The organism is Roseateles sp. Mitsp63 (assembly GCF_059491535.1).
The window spans coordinates 4,816,326-4,834,954 of sequence record NZ_CP168509.1 but is presented as its reverse complement, the minus strand read 5'-3'; the positions used below and the strand labels follow the sequence as shown (position 1 = coordinate 4,834,954).

17 protein-coding genes are annotated in these 18,629 nt (G+C 70.5%); 16 read left to right on the top strand and 1 reads right to left on the bottom strand.

The window, feature by feature from the left end:
- The first annotated feature begins 61 nt into the window (after positions 1-61).
- Positions 62-2,038, top strand: a complete 1,977-nt coding sequence (gene yoaA, locus ACEN96_RS20920; RefSeq protein WP_495588652.1) for a DNA repair helicase YoaA — start codon at positions 62-64, stop codon at positions 2,036-2,038.
- A gap of 80 nt (positions 2,039-2,118) precedes the next feature.
- On the opposite strand, the gene ACEN96_RS20915 is transcribed toward yoaA, so the two are convergent.
- Positions 2,119-2,901, bottom strand: coding sequence for an outer membrane protein assembly factor BamD (locus ACEN96_RS20915; RefSeq protein ID WP_495584985.1), 783 nt, complete (start codon positions 2,899-2,901; stop codon positions 2,119-2,121).
- A 142-nt stretch (positions 2,902-3,043) separates the two neighbouring features.
- Here ACEN96_RS20915 and ACEN96_RS20910 point away from each other — a divergent pair, with 142 nt between their 5' ends.
- The 15 genes from ACEN96_RS20910 (at position 3,044) to hflX (ending at position 18,575) form a co-directional block, all read left to right on the top strand.
- Positions 3,044-4,138 (top strand): RluA family pseudouridine synthase, encoded by a 1,095-nt coding sequence (locus tag ACEN96_RS20910; RefSeq protein ID WP_495584984.1) that lies wholly within the window; start codon positions 3,044-3,046, stop codon positions 4,136-4,138.
- Between the two features lie 33 nt (positions 4,139-4,171).
- On the top strand, positions 4,172-4,420 hold the full coding sequence (locus tag ACEN96_RS20905) for a hypothetical protein (RefSeq protein ID WP_495584983.1): 249 nt from the start codon (positions 4,172-4,174) through the stop codon (positions 4,418-4,420).
- A 4-nt stretch (positions 4,421-4,424) separates the two neighbouring features.
- The gene (gene scpB / locus ACEN96_RS20900) at positions 4,425-5,273 is read left to right on the top strand and encodes an SMC-Scp complex subunit ScpB (protein WP_495584982.1); all 849 of its coding nucleotides are present in this window, start codon (positions 4,425-4,427) and stop codon (positions 5,271-5,273) included.
- A 49-nt stretch (positions 5,274-5,322) separates the two neighbouring features.
- On the top strand, positions 5,323-7,332 hold the full coding sequence (locus tag ACEN96_RS20895) for a pseudouridine synthase (protein ID WP_495584981.1): 2,010 nt from the start codon (positions 5,323-5,325) through the stop codon (positions 7,330-7,332).
- 175 nt (positions 7,333-7,507) lie between these two features.
- A complete protein-coding gene (gene ndk, locus ACEN96_RS20890) occupies positions 7,508-7,933 on the top strand; it encodes a nucleoside-diphosphate kinase (RefSeq protein ID WP_440819672.1) in 426 nt (141 codons plus the stop codon).
- Positions 7,934-7,987: 54 nt separating this feature from the next.
- Entirely contained in the window at positions 7,988-9,178 is a 1,191-nt protein-coding gene (gene rlmN, locus ACEN96_RS20885; protein ID WP_495584980.1) for a dual-specificity RNA methyltransferase RlmN, read from the top strand.
- A gap of 56 nt (positions 9,179-9,234) precedes the next feature.
- On the top strand, positions 9,235-9,993 hold the full coding sequence (pilW, locus tag ACEN96_RS20880; RefSeq protein WP_495584979.1) for a type IV pilus biogenesis/stability protein PilW: 759 nt from the start codon (positions 9,235-9,237) through the stop codon (positions 9,991-9,993).
- A gap of 10 nt (positions 9,994-10,003) precedes the next feature.
- Positions 10,004-11,044 (top strand): RodZ domain-containing protein, encoded by a 1,041-nt coding sequence (locus ACEN96_RS20875; protein WP_495584978.1) that lies wholly within the window; start codon positions 10,004-10,006, stop codon positions 11,042-11,044.
- A 79-nt stretch (positions 11,045-11,123) separates the two neighbouring features.
- The gene (ispG, locus tag ACEN96_RS20870) at positions 11,124-12,428 is read left to right on the top strand and encodes a flavodoxin-dependent (E)-4-hydroxy-3-methylbut-2-enyl-diphosphate synthase (protein ID WP_495588651.1); all 1,305 of its coding nucleotides are present in this window, start codon (positions 11,124-11,126) and stop codon (positions 12,426-12,428) included.
- Positions 12,425-13,732, top strand: coding sequence for a histidine--tRNA ligase (gene hisS / locus ACEN96_RS20865; RefSeq protein WP_495584977.1), 1,308 nt, complete (start codon positions 12,425-12,427; stop codon positions 13,730-13,732). The genes ispG and hisS overlap by 4 nt, the downstream gene beginning before the upstream one ends.
- A 39-nt stretch (positions 13,733-13,771) precedes the next feature.
- Entirely contained in the window at positions 13,772-14,446 is a 675-nt protein-coding gene (locus tag ACEN96_RS20860) for a YfgM family protein (RefSeq protein ID WP_495584976.1), read from the top strand.
- Entirely contained in the window at positions 14,443-15,600 is a 1,158-nt protein-coding gene (gene bamB, locus ACEN96_RS20855; protein ID WP_495584975.1) for an outer membrane protein assembly factor BamB, read from the top strand. The genes ACEN96_RS20860 and bamB overlap by 4 nt, the downstream gene beginning before the upstream one ends.
- A gap of 1 nt (position 15,601) precedes the next feature.
- Positions 15,602-16,957, top strand: coding sequence for a ribosome biogenesis GTPase Der (gene der / locus ACEN96_RS20850; protein ID WP_495584974.1), 1,356 nt, complete (start codon positions 15,602-15,604; stop codon positions 16,955-16,957).
- A gap of 79 nt (positions 16,958-17,036) precedes the next feature.
- Positions 17,037-17,279, top strand: coding sequence for an RNA chaperone Hfq (gene hfq, locus ACEN96_RS20845; protein WP_091722923.1), 243 nt, complete (start codon positions 17,037-17,039; stop codon positions 17,277-17,279).
- Positions 17,280-17,285: 6 nt separating this feature from the next.
- Positions 17,286-18,575: a GTPase HflX gene (gene hflX / locus ACEN96_RS20840; protein WP_495584973.1), complete on the top strand. Its 1,290-nt coding sequence runs from the start codon at positions 17,286-17,288 to the stop codon at positions 18,573-18,575.
- Positions 18,576-18,629 lie beyond the last annotated feature (54 nt).

The window sequence follows — 18,629 nt, the reverse complement described above, 5'->3', positions numbered from 1 at the left end:
GGGCGGGGCCGAGGCGTCGCCGGCGCTGGCGGCGTCTCGCGCGCGCTCGGCGATCGAGGCGATGCGGCCGGGCGAGCTCGAGCAGTCCGTGGTGGCCGCGTTCGACACCGGCGGACCGCTGTCGCGGCATGGCCCCGGCTACGCGCCGCGCGAGCCGCAGCGCCTCATGGCGAGCGCCGTCGCGCAGGCGATCGCCAGCCGTGGCACGCTCGTCGTCGAGGCCGGCACCGGCGTCGGCAAGACCTTCGCCTATCTGGTGCCGGCGCTGCTCAGCGGCGGCCGCACGCTGATCAGCACCGCCACGAAGAGCCTGCAGGACCAGCTCTTCATGCGTGACCTGCCCCGCCTGCTCGAGACCTTCGCGCTGCCGCTGCGCGCCGCGTTGCTGAAAGGTCGAGGGAGTTACCTCTGCTTGCACCGATTGGAGCAGGCGCGCCACAGTGCCGAACTGCCGGACCGCCGCGCGGTCGCGCAACTCGCGCGCATCGAGCGCTGGGCCATGACCACGCACACCGGCGACTTCTCGGAGATCGACGGACTCGACGACCGTTCGCCGGTGATCCCGATCGTCAGCTCCACGCGCGACAACTGCCTGGGCACCGACTGTCCGTCGTACCGCGAGTGCCATGTCGTGAAGGCGCGGCGCGAGGCGATGGAGGCGGACCTGGTCGTCGTGAACCATCACCTGTTCTTCGCCGACCTGGTGCTGCGCGACAGCGGCGTCGCGGAACTGCTCCCCAGCGTCGAGGTCGCGATCTTCGACGAGGCCCACCAACTGCCCGAGGCCGGACTGAACTTCCTCGGCCGGCTGCTGGGCAGCGCGCAGCTGTTCGACTTCGCGCGCGACATGCTCGCGCAGGGGCTGGCGCACGCGCGCGGCCTGCAGGAGTGGCAGGAGATCGCCGCCGGCGTCGAGCGCGGCGCCCGCGCCTTGCGTCTGGCCTGTGCCGGAGGCCGCGATCTGCGCGGCGTGCTCAAGCTGCGCTGGAACGAATGCGCCGGCCGGGCCGAGTTCGACGCGGCGCTGGGACAGGTCGCGCAGGCGATCGAGTTGAGCGTGGATGCGCTCGCGACGGTGATGGAGGTCGGCCCCGATCTCGCGCGTTTGCACGAGCGCGCGGTCGAGCTCTACAAGGCGGCGCAGCTGTTCGCGCGCGAGCCCGATCCGGGCGCGGTGCGCTGGGTCGATGTCGGCACGCACCAGGTGCGGCTGATCGAGTCGCCGCTCGACATCCGGGAGGCGATGCAGGAGGCGCTGGCGAGCACGCCCAAAGCCTGGATCTTCACCTCGGCGACGCTGGGCGAGGACGATCAGCTCAGTTGGTTCACCGAGCCGGCCGGCCTTGCCGAGGCGCGGACGCTGCGCGTCGGCAGCCCCTTCGACTACGCGGCGCACGCGCGGCTCTACGTCCCGAGGCATTTCCCCAAGCCCTCCGAGCCCGATCACGGTGAATCGGTGGGCTGGCTCGGCGCGCGATTGGCGGCCAAGCTCGGCGGCCGCACCTTCATCCTGACGACGACGCTGCGCCAGCTGCAGACCGTCGCCGAGGTGCTGCGCCAGCGCTTCGAGGAAGGCGGTCACCGCATCGAGGTGCTGGTGCAGGGCACGATGCCCAAGCGGCAACTGCTGCAGCAGTTCATCGACCAGCCGGCCTCGGTGCTGGTCGGCTCGGCGAGCTTCTGGGAGGGCATCGACGTCCCGGGCGACGCGCTCCAATGCGTGCTGATCGACAAGCTGCCCTTCCCGCCGCCGAACGATCCGCTGGTCGAGGCGCGGGTCGCGCGGCTCGAGTCCGAGGGGCGCAATCCGTTCATGGAGTACTTTGTCGCCGAGGCCGCGATCGCGCTGAAGCAGGGCGCCGGCCGGCTGATCCGCACCGAGAGCGACCGCGGCCTGCTGGTCGTCTGCGATCCGCGGCTGGCGGGATCGCACTACGGCAAGCGCCTGCGCGAGGCGCTGCCGCCGATGACGCAGGTGCCCGACGAGGCGTCCGCCCAGGCCTGGCTCGCCGAGTTGAAGGCCTCGCACGAGACCTGAACTCCGGCGCGCCCATGAAAAAGCCCGCTCGACAGCGGGCTTCGTTCATTCGGCGCTCCTTCAAGGAGGCCGGTGGAGGATCACCAGATCTTCCACCAAGGCTTGCTTTTCTCGCGCGCTTTCCCGGTGGTCAGGTAGCTGCTGTCCGGGAAGCTGGCCACGAGCACGCGGCGGGTGTCGTCGCGCAGCTGCTCCATGCCGAGCTTGTCGTAGCTCTGCATCATCAGGAACAGCGCCTCTTCCAGCGCCGGCGCGTACTGGAACTCCAGCAGCGCGGCCTGGCCACGGTTCGCCGCCGCCAGGTAGGCGCCGCGGTTGTAGTAGTAGCGCGCCACATGCACCTCGTAGGCCGCGAGGCTGTTGGTGATGTAGTCGATGCGGATGCGGGCGTCCTCGGAGTACTTCGACTCGGGGAACTGCTCGACCAGTTGCTTGAAGGCCTGCATCGAGTCACGCGAGGCCTGCTGGTCGCGCTCGCTGATGTCCTGGCGCGCGATGCGGCCGAACAGGCCCAGGTCGTCGTTGAAGTTGACCAGGCCCTTCATGTACAGCGCGTAGTCCAGCGCCGGGCTCGACGGGTTGAGCTTGATGAAGCGGTCCAGCACCGTCACGGCCTGCACGCGCTCGCCGCTCTTGTAGTTGGCCCAGGCCAGGTCCAGCTGCGCCTGCTGGCCCAGCGTCGTGCCGGCGGCGCGGCCCTCGATGCGCTCCAGCGTCTTGATCGCGCGGTCGTACGAGCCGGAGAGCATGTCCTCCTTGGCCTCTGCGTACAATTTCTCCAGGTTGGCCTGGGAGTTCGGGTCCTCCTTGGGGGCCGAGGAACAGGCCGCCAGCCCCAGCACGGCAGCCGTCGCGGCGGTCATCGCCACGCAGCGCCACGCGGCGCGCCAGGAACCGGACGCTTCGACAGATTCCGCGGTCCGGCGGCGCAACACCCAAGTCTCGATCATGGTCCACAGGGCCCGCGCAGCGGCGGCCCTCATCTGAAATTGGAGCGGCGATTATATGGTTCAGGTCGGACACGGCCCGGCGGCGGAAGACGGGCTTTACCCGAGCGGATCACCGGGCGGATCGCCGGACGTTCCCCCTGGCGCCGAAGCCCCTGGCGCCCCGGCTTCCGAGGGGCCGGAGGATGCTCCGGATCTCGGCGTCGACGTCCCCGAGCGCCGCCGCGCCGAGGCCGGCCCGGGTGAGCTCGCGCTGCGCGTGGACAAGTGGCTGGTGCAACTGGCGCCGGAGTTCTCGCGCAGCCACCTGCAGGGCCTGATCGAGCGCGGCTGCGTCACGCTCGACGGTCAGGTCGTCACGCAGGCCTCGCGCAAGCCGCGCCTGGGCCAGCGGCTCGAGATCGAGCTGGTGCCCACCGAGGAGGCGCTCGCCTTCCGCGCCGAGCCGCTGGACCTGCGCATCGTGTTCGAGGACGAACACCTGCTGGCGATCGACAAGCCGGCCGGACTGGTCGTCCATCCGGCGGCGGGGAACTGGTCCGGCACGCTGATGAACGGGCTGCTGGCGCACCACGCGAAGGCGGCGACGCTGCCGCGCGCCGGCATCGTGCACCGGCTGGACAAGGACACCTCCGGCCTGATGGTCGTGGGCAAGACGCTGCCGGCGGTGACCGCGCTGGTGCGGATGATCGCGGCGCGCGAGGTGCATCGCGAGTACCTCGCGCTGGTGCACGGCCGCACGCCGGATGAATGGATCGTCGAGGCGCCGATCGGCCGCGACCCGCAGTCGCGCGTCCGGATGGCGGTGGTCGGCGGCGGCAAGCCGGCGCGCACCGACTTCTTCAAGCTGGCGGACGGCGAGTGGCGCGATGCCCGCGGGCTCGACCGCACGGTGTCGGCGCTGCACTGCGTGCTGCATTCGGGACGCACCCACCAGATCCGCGTGCACGCCGCGCACAAGGGCCATCCACTGGTGTCCGACGCGCTGTACGGCGGGGCGGAGGCGCTCGGCGTGCCGCGCCAGGCGCTGCACGCGGCGCGGCTGGGTTTCGAGCATCCGATCACCGGTCAGGCGCTGCGTTTCGAGGCGCCGCTGCCGGACGAACTGGCGGCGGGATGGCGCCTCGCGGGTTTGCCCGATCCGGTGTTCTGAGAGGAGTCCGCGCGCTGGGGCTACAATGCGCTCTTGTTCCTGCGCGAGATCCTGCGCAGGACGGCGGCGGGCAGGCAGTCGACCCCGTCCGCCGCACAGGCCGCGCACCGATGCGGCGTCCGTCCCACCGGCCGGGTCCGTCCACTGAGCGGCGGCCGTTGGAGCGAAGAGCTCCCAAGCAAGCAGATCGAAACCGTCCGGCGCGGCCCGTTGCCGCCCCTGGCGCCCAAGATGGCGAAACACACCGATTCGACCGGCCCCGAGGCCGGCGTCATGAGCTGAGCGCATGGACACGCAGGAGGCCAAGCGGGTCCTGGAAACCGCGTTGCTGTGCGCGCAGGCGCCGCTGACGCTGCGCGAGATGCGTTCGCTGTTCGCGGACGAGCTCAACGCGGACAGCGTGCGGACGCTGCTCGACGCGCTGCTGCGCGAGTGGGAAGGGCGCGGCGTCGAGCTGGTGGCGCTGTCGTCGGGCTGGCGCTTCCAGAGCCGGCCCGAGATGCGCGAGCACCTGGACCGGCTGAATCCGGAGAAGCCGCCGAAGTATTCGCGGGCGGTGCTGGAGACGCTGGCGATCATCGCCTACCGTCAACCGGTGACCCGCGGCGACATCGAGGACATCCGCGGCGTGGTGGTGGCGACGCCCATCATCAAGCAGCTCGAGGACCGCAACTGGATCGAGGTCATCGGGCATCGCGAGGCGCCGGGCCGGCCGGCGCTGTATGCGACGACGAAGCAGTTCCTGGACGACCTGGGGCTGCATTCGCTGGAGCAGTTGCCGGCGCTGATCCAGGGCGGCGATCCGACGCCGATCGCCGGCGCGCTGCAGGCCTCGCTGCTGGAGGAGCCGCCTGGCGACGCGATCGTCGAGGTCGAGCCCGAGGGCGCGGTGCCGGTCGCGATCGGCGCGCCGGAAGGCGAACCCGCGGCGCCCCCGGAGGAGGGGGCGGCGACAGGCGGTCCGGCCGCCCAGGCATCCGGCCTGCCGGAGGCGGCCGGCGAGGCTGCCGACATGAACGAACCGGCGGCGCCCGAATCTTCGGACGCCGCCACTGAAGACGAATCCAAGCCGGCCGCCACGCGCGAGCCGGGTGAAGAACCACCGGCCGGGGCTGTCAACCCCGAGCCCACATGACGCCCCGGGAAGGGGCCGTGTCCACCGCTGACAAGGTGCAAGCCGACACATGAATTCCAACGACATCGACGATTCCAAGCCCGAGACGCTGACGGTCGCCCCGGCCGACACCCCGGTTGACACGCCCGCGAAGCCCAAGCGCACCCGCAAGGCGGCCGCGCCGGCGGCTGCCGAGACGGACGCGGCGCCCGCGAGCGAGGACGCTCCGAAGCCCAAGCGCACGCGCAAGGCCGCTGTCGCGGCGGAGGCGGCAGCCGAGGCTGACGCGCCCGCCGTGGCCGCCACCGAGGCGCCAGCCGCCGAGGAGGCGCCCAAGCCGAAGCGCCGCATCACGAAGAAGACGGCCGAAGCCGCCGCCGACCCGGTGGCCGCCGAGGCGCTGGTCCATCTGCCGGTCGCGACCGTCGAGGTGGCGCCCGCGCCGGTGTCGCCGGTTGCCGAGGCGGTCAGCGAACTGGTCTCCCCGGACGCTCAGGACGCCGGTCCGGTCGAGGGCGACGCCGGCGGCGAGCGAGAAGGCCGCGGCCGCAACCGCCGCCGCCGGGGACGCGACCGTGATCGTGAACCGCGTGAAGCCCGCGAAGGTCAACCGCAGGGCGAGGCCGCCGAAGGCGCCGATGCGTCACCGGCCCAGCCTGACAACGCACAAGTCCAGGCTGAGACCCAGGAGCGTTTCGCCGCGCTGGTGTCGGGCGAGTTCGACGTCGATGTCGAAGGCGATGGCGCCGCGGTGCCGGCGCAGGAACTCGAGGCCGACGACGACGGCGACGCCGACGGCGCCGGCCAGCCCGCCAAGCGCGTGCTGGCCCCGGAACCCGATGCGCCCAAGCTGCAGAAGGTGCTGGCCCAGGCCGGCGTCGGCTCCCGCCGCGACATCGAGGACATGATCGCCAAGGGCCAGATCACGGTGAATGGCGAGGTCGCGCATGTCGGCCAGCGCATTTCCTACGGCGACCGCGTCGCGGTGGCCGGCAAGCCGATCAAGGTCCGCATCGCGCCGGTCGCGCCGCGCATCCTGGCGTACCACAAGCCGGTCGGCGAGGTCGTCACCTTCAACGATCCCGAGGGCCGTCCCACCGTCTTCCGCAACCTGCCGCGCCTGCCGCAGGGCAAGTGGCAGTCGGTCGGCCGCCTGGACCTGAACACCGAAGGCCTGCTGCTGTTCACCAATTCCGGCGAACTGGCCAACCAACTGATGCACCCGCGCTTTGGCGTCGAGCGCGAGTACGCCGTCCGCGTGCTGGGCTCGCTGAGCAAGGAGCAGAAGGACCGGTTGCTGAGCGGCGTCGACGTCGACGGTCAGCAGGCCAGCTTCAAGAGCATCGACGACGGCGGTGGCGAAGGCGTGAACCGCTGGTATCGCGTCGTCATCACCGAAGGCCGCAACCGCGAGGTCCGCAAGCTGTTCGAGACGGTCGGCCTGGCGGTCAGCCGCCTGATCCGCATCCGTTACGGCACCGTGGTGCTGCCGCGCGGGCTGCGCCGCGGCGTGTACATCGAGCTCGGCGACGCGGATGTCCGCGTCATCCGCCAGTTGGCCGGCAACGAGCCGCGCGAGCAGCGCGTGCACCAGGACCGCAACGAGCGCGACAAGAAGCGCCGCCGCGGCAACAGCGGCGGTCCGCGTCCGAGCCGCCCCGAGCCGTCGCGCCAGGAACAGCAGCGCGCCGCCCCGCCGCAGCACCAGCCGCAGCGTCCGCAGCAACAGCAGCAGGAACGTGAGCGCGACCGCCGACGCGGCGACGAGGACGAAGACGACTTCATCCCGAAGCACATCAACCCGCTGGAGCAGACCTTCGACCGCCGTTTCGCCACCGGCAGCAAGCGCATCCCCCAAGGCTTCGGCCGCGGCGGCAGCGATGCCGGCAATCACCAGAACCAGGGCGGCGGCAACAAGCGCGGCCCGGGCGGCGAGCGCCAGCCGGATCCGATGAAGACCTCGATGGGGTACATCGGCGCCGACGCCTTCGTCAACCGCAACAACCGGGGTGGCGGCGGCCGCCGCGGCGGTGGCGGCGGTGGTGGCGGCGGTGGTGGGGGTGGCCGCGGCCGCCGCTGATCGACTTCCGGCGCCCGGCTTCCGTCAATGACGGGGCAGGGCGCTCCAAGGCCGGGTCAATCCCGGCTTTCTGCCTTCCGGCGACAGGCGCTGATCACGCGTTGTCACTTAGGGGCTTGACTTCACGCATTACAATGCCGGGTTTTGCCAAGCCCAAGATTTTCAAGGAAAAGACATGGCCATCGAACGCACCCTCTCCATCATCAAGCCCGATGCCGTGGCCAAGAACGTCATCGGCCAGATCTACTCCCGCTTTGAAGGCGCCGGCCTGAAGATCATCGCGTCCAAGCAGAAGCAGCTGTCGCGCGCCGAAGCCGAAGCGTTCTACGCCGTGCACAAGGCCCGCCCGTTCTTCAACGACCTGGTGACCTTCATGATCTCCGGCCCGGTCCAGATCCAGGTCCTGGAAGGCGAAGGCGCCATCCTGAAGAACCGCGACCTGATGGGCGCCACCGATCCGAAGAAGGCCGAGAAGGGCACCATCCGCGCCGACTTCGCCGACAGCATCGACGCCAACGCCGTGCACGGCTCGGACGCTCCCGAGACCGCCGCCGTGGAAGTCGCCTTCTTCTTCTCCGGCCTGGAAATCAACGCCCGCTGAACTGGGCAAGGCCTCTGACCTCCGGGCCACGAGGCCCTTGAGAAAGAGGAACGCATGATGGACGCGGTCAACCTGCTCGGATTCGATCTGCAAGGCCTTGCCGCGTACTGCGAGCAGCTGGGCGAGAAGCGCTTCCGCGCCACCCAGCTGTTCCGCTGGATCCATCAGAAGGGCGCGTCGGACTTCTCCCAGATGTCCGACCTGGCCAAGTCGCTGCGCGACAAGCTGGCCGGGCGCGCCCACATCACCGCGCTGCCGGTGATCTCCGAACATGTCTCCGCCGACGGCACCATCAAGTGGTTGTTCGACGTCGGCCAGGGCAACGCCGTCGAGGCGGTCTACATCCCCGAGGACGACCGGGCCACGCTGTGCATTTCCAGCCAGGCCGGCTGCGCCGTGGGCTGCCGCTTCTGCTCGACCGGCCACCAGGGCTTCAGCCGCAACCTGGAGACCTGGGAAATCATCGCCCAGCTCTGGCATGCCGAGCACTCGCTGCGCCAGCGCCTGGGCAAGGACGAACGCATCATCTCCAACGTCGTGATGATGGGCATGGGCGAGCCGCTGCAGAACTACGGCGCGCTGATCCCGGCGCTGCGGATGATGCTCGACGACCACGGCTACGGGCTGTCGCGCCGCCGGGTGACGGTGTCGACCTCGGGCGTGGTCCCGATGATCGACCGCCTGCGCGATGACGCGCCGGTCGCGCTGGCCGTGTCGCTGCACGCCCCGAGCGACCCGCTGCGCGACCAGCTGGTGCCGCTCAACCGCAAGTACCCGATCGAGGAACTGCTGGCCAGCTGCAACCGCTACCTGGACAAGGCGCCGCGCGACTTCATCACCTTCGAGTACTGCATGCTGCACGAGGTGAACGACGCGCCGGAGCAGGCCCGCGAGCTGATCGCGCTGCTCAAGGGCAAGGTCCCCTGCAAGCTGAACCTGATCCCCTTCAACCCCTTCCCGGCGTCGGGCCTGAAGCGCAGCTCGAACGAGCGCGTGAAGGCCTTTGCCGACCTGCTGATCCAGGCGGGCATCGTCACCACCGTGCGCAAGACCCGCGGCGACGACATCGATGCCGCCTGCGGTCAGCTCGCCGGCGAGGTGCAGGATCGCACCCGGGTTCATCTGCGCATGGTGCGCGCGCCCGTGGTGGTCCAGCGCGGCGCGGCCTCGCCGGGCACCCCGGCCGATGCGCCGGCGCCCTCGACTTCCGTCACTCCCGTCACTCCCACAGGCCCACGCCCATGACCGTTCCGTCGCCCGGCCCCGTCTTTCCGCGTCGTTCCGCCCGGACCCTGTCCGCCGTGTTGCTGATCGCCGCGGCGCTGGCCGGATGCGGGACGCAGCCGCAACAGCAGCAGCCCAAGACGGCCAGCGACCAGACGGACAACGACCGCCGGGCCCAGGTGCGGCTCGAGCTGGCCAGCGGCTACTTCGCGCGCGGCCAGTACGAGACCGCGCTGGACGAGGTCAAGCTGGCGATGGCCGCCAAGCCGGACCTGCCCGAGGCGATCAGCCTGCGCAGCCTGATCTACGCCGCGATGGGCGAATACGGCCTGGCCGAGGACGGTTTCAAGCAGCTGCTGGCCCGCGAGCGCGCGCAGGGCGACACGCTGCACAACTACGGCTGGTTCCTGTGCCAGCGCCAGCGCTACGCCGAGGCCTACCAGCAGTTCGAGGCCGCCGTCGCGCTGCCGACCTACCGCACGCCGGCGCGCACGCTGCTGGCCTGGGGCGCCTGCGAGGCGCGCGAGGGCCGGCTGGTGCCGGCGCAGGCGCACCTGTCGCGCGCCTTCGAGGCCGATCCCGGCAATCCGACGATCGCGATGAACCTGGGCGAGGTGCTGTACCGCCAGGGGGAGTACGAGCGCGCGCGCTTCTATGCCCGCCGCGTCAACAGCAACGTGGAGCAGGCGAACGCCGCCAGCCTGTGGCTGGAGCTGCGCATCGAGCGCCGCCTGGGGAACGCGTCGAACATGGATGATCTCGGCCAGCAACTGCGGCGCAAGTACCCGCAGGCGCCCGAGACGCAAGCATTGAACAACGGTCGATTCGATGAATGAGGGACATCGCATGACTCCGACGGCCGCCGACGAGGCGACGCCCGCAGCCGCATCCGCTGCGCCATCCACCTTCGGGCCGAGCTCGGCCGGCGCCGCGCTGCGGCGCGCGCGCGAGGCCCGCGGCCTGCACATCGCCGCGCTGGCCGCGACGCTGAAGGTGCCGCAATCCAAGCTCGAAGCGCTGGAGGCCGACCGCTACCAGGACCTGCCCGACGCGACCTTCGCGCGGGCGCTGGCGCGCTCGATGTGCCGCGTGCTGAAGATCGAGGCGGCGCCGGTGCTGGCGATGCTGCCGAGCAGCGGCGCCGAGGCCTCGCTGGACCGCGTCACGCCGGGCCTGAACCAGCCCTTCCGCGAGCGCTCGGTGGGCCAGGAGCCGATGCTCTCGGCCGAGCTGCTGAAGCGGCCGGCGGTGCTGGGCGTCGCGGTGCTGCTGGTGGCCGCCGTCGCCGTCTATGCGATCCCGTCGAGCTGGATCGAGCAGGTGACGCAGCGGCTGCGCGCGCCGGAACCGGTCACCACGACGGCGCCCGGACCGGGCACCGCCATCGTGACCGCGCCCGCCGCGACGGACACGCCGCCGGCCAACGTCGAGGCGCCCGTCGTGAGCGCGTCCGAGCCCGCGCCCGCGCCGCAGGCCGCCGCGAGCGTCCCCGCGCCGCCGCCGCAGACCCCGGGCGCCACCACGGCCGCCGCCGCGCCGGCCACGGCTGCCACCACGCCGGCCACGGCCACCCCCATCCTGGCGCAGGCGGCGCCGCCGGCCTCCTCGCCGGCCGCCCAGCCGATCCAGGCGGGTGCCGCGGCGCCCGGCACGTCGCCGCTGAAGATCCGCGCCAGCGCCGAGACCTGGGTCGAGGTGGTCGACGCCAAGGGCCAGGTGCTGCTGTCCAAGCTGCTGCGTCCGGGCGACCAGGCCGATGTCAACGGTGTCGCGCCGCTGAAGCTGCGCGTGGGCAACGTCTCCGGCACGCAGCTCGTGTTCCGCGGTCAGGCCGTGGACCTCGCCGCGAGATCGCGCGACAACGTCGCGCGGCTCGAACTGAACTGATCCCGGCCGGCCCCGCCGTCCCCCGCCGCAGCCCCGAGCCGCCCCTCCAGCAGTACCCGTTCAGCAAGAGCGCCGCATGATGGACCAGCCAGTCATTCCCGATTCCGCCGAAGGCTCCGACCTGTCGGACCTGATCGCCGCCGCGGCGCCGTCCGCGCGCCGCTCGCGCCAGGCGCAGGTCCGCTGGGGCGGCCGCGTGGTCACCATCGGCGGCGACGCCCCGGTGCGCGTCCAGTCGATGACCAATACCGACACCGTCGATGTCATCGAGACCGCGATCCAGATCAAGGAGCTCGCGGTCGCGGGCTCCGAGCTGGTCCGCATCACGGTCAACACGCCCGAGGCCGCCGACGCCGTCCCTCACATCCGCGAGCAGCTCGACCGCATGGGCATCGACGTGCCGCTGGTGGGCGACTTCCACTACAACGGCCACCGCCTGCTGACCGAGCATCCGGCGATGGCGCAGGCACTGTCCAAGTACCGGATCAATCCCGGCAACGTCGGCAAGGGCGACAAGAAGGACCGCCAGTTCGCGCAGATGATCGAGGCCGCGATCCAGTACGACAAGGTCGTGCGGATCGGCGTCAACTGGGGCAGTCTGGACCAGGAACTGCTCGCCCAGATGATGGACGACAACGCCAAGCGCGCGCAGCCCTGGGACGGCAAGCAGGTCATGTACCAGGCGCTGATCCAGTCGGCGCTGTCGTCGGCGTCCTATGCCCGCGAACTGGGCATGAACCCGGACAACATCATCATCAGCTGCAAGGTCAGCGGCGTGCAGGACCTGATCTCGGTCTACCGCGCGCTGAGCCGGCGCTGTGACTACGCGCTGCACCTGGGCCTGACCGAGGCCGGCATGGGCACCAAGGGCACGGTGGCCTCGGCCGCGGCGCTGTCGGTGCTGCTGCAGGAGGGGATCGGCGACACGATCCGCGTCTCGCTGACGCCGCAGCCCGGCGAGTCCCGCACGCAGGAGGTCGTGGTCGCGCTGGAGATCCTGCAGTCGCTGGGCCTGCGCGCGTTCAACCCGAGCGTCACCGCCTGCCCCGGCTGCGGCCGCACGACCAGCACGACCTTCCAGGAACTGGCCAAGCAGATCGACGACTTCCTGCGCGCGCAGATGCCGGTCTGGCGCGAGAAGTACCCTGGCGTGGAGAACATGAAGGTCGCCGTGATGGGCTGCATCGTCAACGGCCCCGGCGAGAGCAAGCACGCCGACATCGGCATCAGCCTGCCCGGCACGGGGGAGGCCCCGGCCGCTCCCGTCTTCATCGACGGCCAGAAGGCGCTGACGCTGCGCGGCGAGAACATCGCCGGCGAGTTCCACGCCCTGGTCGAGAACTACATCGAAAAGCGCTTCGGCGCGAGCATCACCACCGCATGAGCAAGAACATCCAGGCCGTGAAGGGGATGAACGACATCCTCCCGGCCAGCGTCGACCGCAAGGACAAGCTGCCGAGCAGCCAGCTGTGGAGCTGGTTCGAGACCACGCTGCGCGGCGTGCTGCAGCGCTACGGCTACCAGTACATGCTGACCCCGATCGTCGAGCCGACCGCGCTGTTCGTGCGCGGCCTGGGCGAGGTGACCGACATCGTCGAGAAGGAGATGTACTCCTTCACCGACAGCATGAACGGCGACCAGCTGACGCTGCGTCCCGAGGCCACCGCCGGCATCGTGCGCGCGATGGTCGAGCACAACGCGCTGTACAACGGCCCGCTGCGCCTGTGGACGCTGGGCCCGATGTTCCGCCACGAGCGCCCGCAGAAGGGCCGCTACCGCCAGTTCAACCAGCTGGACGTCGAGGCCCTGGGCTTCGCCGGTCCGGACGTGGACGCCGAGATCATCCTGATGGCCCGCCGCCTGTGGCAGGAGCTGGGCCTGGTGGTCGGCGAGCACGTGCGGCTGGAGCTGAACTCGCTCGGCCAGCCGCAGGAACGCGCCGCGCACCGCGCCGCGCTGATCGCCTACCTGGAAGGGCATGCCGACAAGCTCGACGAGGACGGCAAGCGCCGCCTGCACAGCAATCCGCTGCGCATCCTCGACACCAAGAACCCGGCGATGCAGGACGTGGTCGAGGCCGCGCCCCGGCTGATGGACTTCCTGGGCGAGGAGAGCCTGGCGCACTTCAACGCGGTGCGCGCGATCCTCGATGCCGCCGGCGTGGAGTACCGCATCAACACGCGCCTGGTGCGCGGCATGGACTACTACAACCTGACCGTGTTCGAGTGGGTCACCGACCAGCTCGGCTCGCAGGGCACGGTCTGCGGCGGCGGCCGCTACGACGGGCTGTTCGAGCAGCTCGGCGGCAAGCCGACGCCGGCGGTCGGCTTTGGCCTGGGCGTCGAGCGCCTGCTGCTGCTGATCGACGAACTGGGCCTGCCCATTCCGTCGTCGGCGCCGCACGCCTACGCGATCCTGCCCGACGCCTCGGCGCTGGCCCAGGCCATGCCGGTGCTGGAAGCGCTGCGCGCCGAGGGCGTCGCGGTGCAGATGCATGCGGGCGGCGGCTCGTTCAAGTCGCAGTTCAAGAAGGCGGACGCCTCGGGCGCCCGCTACGCGCTGGTGTTCGGCGCCGATGAGCTCGCCCGCGGCGAGGTCGCGGTCAAGCCGCTGCGCGGCGACGGCGAGCAGGTCGCCCACCCGCTTCACACGGTCGCCACATGGGCGGCTGGTCTGCGCACCGCATAATCGCGGCCTCGATTTCAACCCACGGACCCTCTCTCGCACATGGCGGCTCATCTCGATCTCGAAGAACAGGAACAGCTGGAGCAGCTCAAGGCGTTCTGGAAACGCTGGGGCAATGCGATCACCTGGCTGCTGACGCTGGTGCTGGTGGCCTACGCCGGCTGGACCGGCTGGACCTATTGGCAGCGCCAGCAGGCCGCGAAGGCCGGCAAGGCCTTCAGCGAGATGGACGTGGCGCTGCGCGCCGGCGATCTCGGCAAGGGCGCCGGCATGTTCGGCACGCTGCGGCAGGACTTCGCCGGCACCGGCTACGCGGCGCAGGGCGCCTTGCTGCTGGCCAAGGCGCAGCTGGACAAGGACAAGGCCGACGATGCCCGCGCGACGCTGACCTGGGCCGTCGCCAACGCCAAGGACGAGGGCTACCGCGACCTGGCGCGCCTGAGACTGGCCGCGCTGCAGATGGACGCCAAGCAGTACGACGAGGCCGGCAAGACGCTGGACGGCGTCAAGAGCGCCGACTTCGCGCCGCTGGTGGCCGACCGCCGCGGTGACCTGGCGCTGCTGCAGAACAAGCCCGACGTCGCCAAGGCCGAGTTCAAGAAGGCCTTCGACGGCATGGACAAGCAGCTGGACTACCGCCGCCTGCTGGAAGTGAAGCTGGCCAGCCTGGGCGTGGCCGTCGCGGCCGACGAACCGGCCTCGGGAGCCGCGCAATGAGCGCCCGCCTGATCCGCCGTCCGGGCGTGCGCGCGGCCGCCCGCGCGGTGCTGCTGGGTTCGGTCGCGCTGACGATGGGCGCCTGCTCGCTGTTCAGCAGCTCCAACGCGCCCAAGCCGGCCCCGCTCGAGAACCTGACCCCGACGCTGCAGGCCCGTGTGGCCTGGGAAGCGCGCGTGGACAGCGTCAAGTTCCCGCTGACGATCACCGCCGTCAACGACCGCTTCGTGGTCGGGGGCTCGGATGGTGTCATCAGCGCGATCTCGGCCGCCGACGGCACGACGCTCTGGCGTGCCGACATCGGCAAGGGCCTGACGGCCGGCGTCGGCAGCGATGGCCGCTTCGCCGCCGCCGTGACGCGCGAGAACGAGCTGGTCGTCACCGAGGGCGACCGCATCCTGTGGCGCAAGACGCTGACGACGCCGGTCGTCACCGCGCCATTCGTGGCCGGCGAGCGCGTGTTCGTGCTGACGCTGGACCGCGCGGTGCTGGCCTTCGACGCCGCCGACGGCCGCCGGCTGTGGGAACTGCGCCGTCCGGGCGAGCCGCTGACGCTGCAGCAGGCCGGCGTGCTCGCCGCCTACCAGAACACGCTGCTGGTGGGGCAGGGCTCGCGCCTGGCCGGCGTCGATCCGCTGCGCGGCCTGCTGATGTGGGAGGCGACCATCTCCAACCCGCGCGGCACCAACGAGGTCGAGCGCCTGGCCGACCTGGTCAGCCCGATGGCCCGCGACAACGACGTGTTCTGCGCGCGCGCCTTCCAGTCCGCCGTCGCCTGCGTCAACGCCGAGCGCGGCAACACCGTCTGGACCCGCAACAACGCCGGCCTGCGCGGCCTGGGCGGCGACGCGTCGATCGTCGTCGGCGCCGACGCCTCGGACCGCCTGACGGCCTGGGGCACCCGCTCGGGCGACGTCGTGTGGACCGCGGACCAGTTCCAGAACCGCAAGCTCAGCGCGCCGCTGGTGACCGACAAGTCGGTCATCGTCGGCGACAGCGAGGGCTACGTGCACTTCCTGTCCAAGGACAAGGGCCTGACCGTGCAGCGCCTGCAGACCGACAGCTCCGGCATCGCCGCGGCGCCGGTGCAGCTCGGCGGCACGGTGCTGGTCGCCACCCGCAGCGGACGCCTGTTCGCGCTGCGCCAAGACTGATATGAAACCTGTGATCGCCCTGGTGGGCCGCCCCAACGTGGGCAAGTCCACGCTGTTCAACCGGATGACGAAGAGCCGCGACGCCATCGTCGCGGACTTCGCCGGCCTCACGCGCGACCGCCATTACGGCGACGGACGCCTGGGGGATCGCGAGTTCATCGTCATCGACACCGGCGGCTTCGAGCCCGACAGCACCACCGGCATCGTCAAGGAGATGGCCAAGCAGACCCGCCAGGCCGTGGCCGAGGCGGATGCGGTGATCTTCGTGCTGGACGTGCGCACCGGCCTGGCCGGCCAGGACCTGGACATCGGGCGCTATCTGCGCCAGTGCAACAAGCGCGTCTTCGTCGCCGTCAACAAGGCCGAGGGCATGAGCGACAGCCCGCTGCTGGCCGAGTTCCACGAGCTCGGCATGGGCGAGCCGCATCCGGTCTCGGCCGCGCACGGGCAGGGCATCCGCTCGCTGCTCGAGGCGGTGCTGGACAGCTTCGAGGCGCCCGCCGGGGACGACGAGGACGGCGAGCCCGCCGAGGGCGCGGGCCCGGACGACGAGCGGGCGATCCGCCTGGCCGTCGCCGGCCGCCCGAACGTCGGCAAGAGCACGCTGATCAACACGTGGCTGGGCGAGGAACGCCTGGTCGCCTTCGACATGCCGGGCACCACGCGCGACGCCATCAGCGTCGACTTCGAGCGCAACGGCCAGAAGTTCAAGCTGATCGACACCGCCGGCCTGCGCCGCAAGGGCAAGGTCTTCGAGGCGATCGAGAAGTTCTCGGTGGTCAAGACGCTGCAGGCGATCGCCGACGCCAATGTGGTGCTGCTGCTGATCGACGCGACGCAGGGCGTCACCGACCAGGATGCGCACATCGCCGGCTACGTGCTGGACAGCGGCCGCGCGGTGGTCGTCGCCATCAACAAGTGGGACGCGATCGACAGCTACCAGCGCGAGACCATCGAGCGTCAGATCCTGACGCGGCTTGGATTCCTGCGTTTCGCCCCGATCCTGAAGATCTCGGCGCTGAAGCGGCAGGGCCTGGGCCCGCTGTGGAAGGCGCTGGCGGATGCCTATTCGTCGGCCTATCGCAAGATGACGACGCCGGTGCTGACGCGCCTGATCCAGGAAGCGGTCCAGCACCAGCAGCCGCAGCGGGCCGGGATCTCGCGTCCGAAGCTGCGCTATGCGCACCAGGGCGGGATGAATCCCCCGATCGTGGTCATCCACGGCAATGCGCTCGATGGCGTCAGCGACGTCTACAAGCGCTACCTGGAAGGGCGTATCCGCGACCACTACAAGCTGGTCGGCACGCCGATGAAGATCGAGCTGCGGTCCTCGAAGAATCCGTTCGCCGAATCCTGAGGTCCCGGCCGTCCGGGGAAACCCGGTGCTGTGATAAGGTCCGGGCTTCCAACACCACTCCCACAACACGGAGCATATCGTGAGCAACAAAGGACAACTCTTGCAAGACCCCTTCCTGAACCTGCTGCGCAAGGAGCATGTTCCTGTGAGCATCTACCTCGTGAACGGCATCAAGCTGCAAGGCCACATCGAGTCCTTTGACCAGTACGTGGTGCTGCTGCGCAATACGGTGACGCAGATGGTCTACAAGCACGCCATCTCCACGGTGGTCCCCGGCCGCGCCGTGAATTTCCACGCCGGCGAGAGCAACGACGCCAGCTGAAGCTGATTGACCACGCAAGACCCCACCCATTCGACGCCGCCCCCCGAGGCGGCGCGCGCCATTCTGGTGGGGGTCGATCTGGGCCGCGGCGAGGCCTTCGACCCCACCCTTGACGAACTCGCGCTGCTGGCGGAATCCGCCGGTGACACGCCGGTCGCCCGGATCGTGGCCAAGCGCAAGGCGCCCGACGCGGCGCTGTTCGTCGGCTCCGGCAAGGCCGACGAGATCAAGCTGATGGTGCAGGCGCACGGCGCCCACACCGTGCTGTTCGACCAGGCCATCTCCCCCGCCCAGCAACGCAACCTGGAACGCCACCTCGGCGTGCCCGTGGCCGACCGCACCGCGCTGATCCTGGAGATCTTCGCGGCCCGCGCGCAGAGCTTCGAGGGCAAGCTGCAGGTCGAGCTCGCGCGGCTGCAGTACCTGGCCACGCGCCTGGTGCGCCGCTGGAGCCACCTGGAGCGCCAGAGCGGCGGCATCGGCATGCGCGGCGGCCCCGGCGAGCGCCAGATCGAGCTGGACCGCCGGATGATCGACGACCGCATCAAGTCGATCAAGGAGCGCCTGAAGAAGGTCCAGAAGCAGCGCGCCACGCAGCGCCGCGCGCGGGCCCGCAACGGCGTGTTCCGCGTCTCGCTGGTCGGCTACACGAACGCGGGCAAGAGCACGCTCTTCAATGCGCTGACCAAGGCGCGGGCCTACGCGGCCAACCAGCTGTTCGCGACGCTGGACACGACGACCCGCTCCCTCTACCTCGAGGAGGCCGGGACCAGCGTGTCGCTGTCGGACACCGTCGGCTTCATCCGCGACCTGCCGCACAAGCTGGTCGAGGCCTTCAAGGCGACGCTGCAGGAGGCGGCCGACGCCGACCTGCTGCTGCACGTCGTCGATGCCGCCAGCCCGGTGCTGACCGAGCAGATGGAGGAGGTCGAACGGGTGCTCGCCGAGATCGGCGCGCAGCACATCCCGCAGGTCCTCGTCTACAACAAGCTCGACCTGCTCGAGGAGACCCAGCGCCCGCGCCAGCTGCAGGACTGGCTCACGCGCATCGGCGGCGAGCATGGCGGCCAGCGGCTGCCGCGCCTGTTCGTCAGCGCGGTGCAGGGCGAGGGGCTCGACGAGCTGCGCGCGATGATCGCGTCGCTGATGCAGGCCGAGCCGGTGCCCGAGTACGCGGGCCTGGAGACCGATCTGACGCAGGCAGGGGAGGGCGGCGGCGACGCTGACTTGAACCCGCAAGACCCGCCCCAAGATCGATCAGACCCGCAGGATCATCCGCAGGGACGCACAGGCTGAGATCGCTCATCAATGCCCGATACTTGCAACAAGACTTCCTCATCAGGATGCGTA

Excerpts from the sequence above, each read along its gene's own strand:
- yoaA (WP_495588652.1), top strand. The coding sequence starts at position 62 with ATGCGGCCGGGCGAGCTCGAGCAGTCCGTGGTGGCCGCGTTCGACACC.
- ACEN96_RS20915 (WP_495584985.1), bottom strand. The coding sequence starts at position 2,901 with ATGACCGCCGCGACGGCTGCCGTGCTGGGGCTGGCGGCCTGTTCCTCG.
- ACEN96_RS20910 (WP_495584984.1), top strand. The coding sequence starts at position 3,044 with ATGGTTCAGGTCGGACACGGCCCGGCGGCGGAAGACGGGCTTTACCCG.
- scpB (WP_495584982.1), top strand. The coding sequence starts at position 4,425 with ATGGACACGCAGGAGGCCAAGCGGGTCCTGGAAACCGCGTTGCTGTGC.
- ACEN96_RS20895 (WP_495584981.1), top strand. The coding sequence starts at position 5,323 with ATGAATTCCAACGACATCGACGATTCCAAGCCCGAGACGCTGACGGTC.
- ndk (WP_440819672.1), top strand. The coding sequence starts at position 7,508 with ATGGCCATCGAACGCACCCTCTCCATCATCAAGCCCGATGCCGTGGCC.
- rlmN (WP_495584980.1), top strand. The coding sequence starts at position 7,988 with ATGATGGACGCGGTCAACCTGCTCGGATTCGATCTGCAAGGCCTTGCC.
- ACEN96_RS20875 (WP_495584978.1), top strand. The coding sequence starts at position 10,004 with ATGACTCCGACGGCCGCCGACGAGGCGACGCCCGCAGCCGCATCCGCT.
- ispG (WP_495588651.1), top strand. The coding sequence starts at position 11,124 with ATGGACCAGCCAGTCATTCCCGATTCCGCCGAAGGCTCCGACCTGTCG.
- hisS (WP_495584977.1), top strand. The coding sequence starts at position 12,425 with ATGAGCAAGAACATCCAGGCCGTGAAGGGGATGAACGACATCCTCCCG.
- ACEN96_RS20860 (WP_495584976.1), top strand. The coding sequence starts at position 13,772 with ATGGCGGCTCATCTCGATCTCGAAGAACAGGAACAGCTGGAGCAGCTC.
- bamB (WP_495584975.1), top strand. The coding sequence starts at position 14,443 with ATGAGCGCCCGCCTGATCCGCCGTCCGGGCGTGCGCGCGGCCGCCCGC.
- der (WP_495584974.1), top strand. The coding sequence starts at position 15,602 with ATGAAACCTGTGATCGCCCTGGTGGGCCGCCCCAACGTGGGCAAGTCC.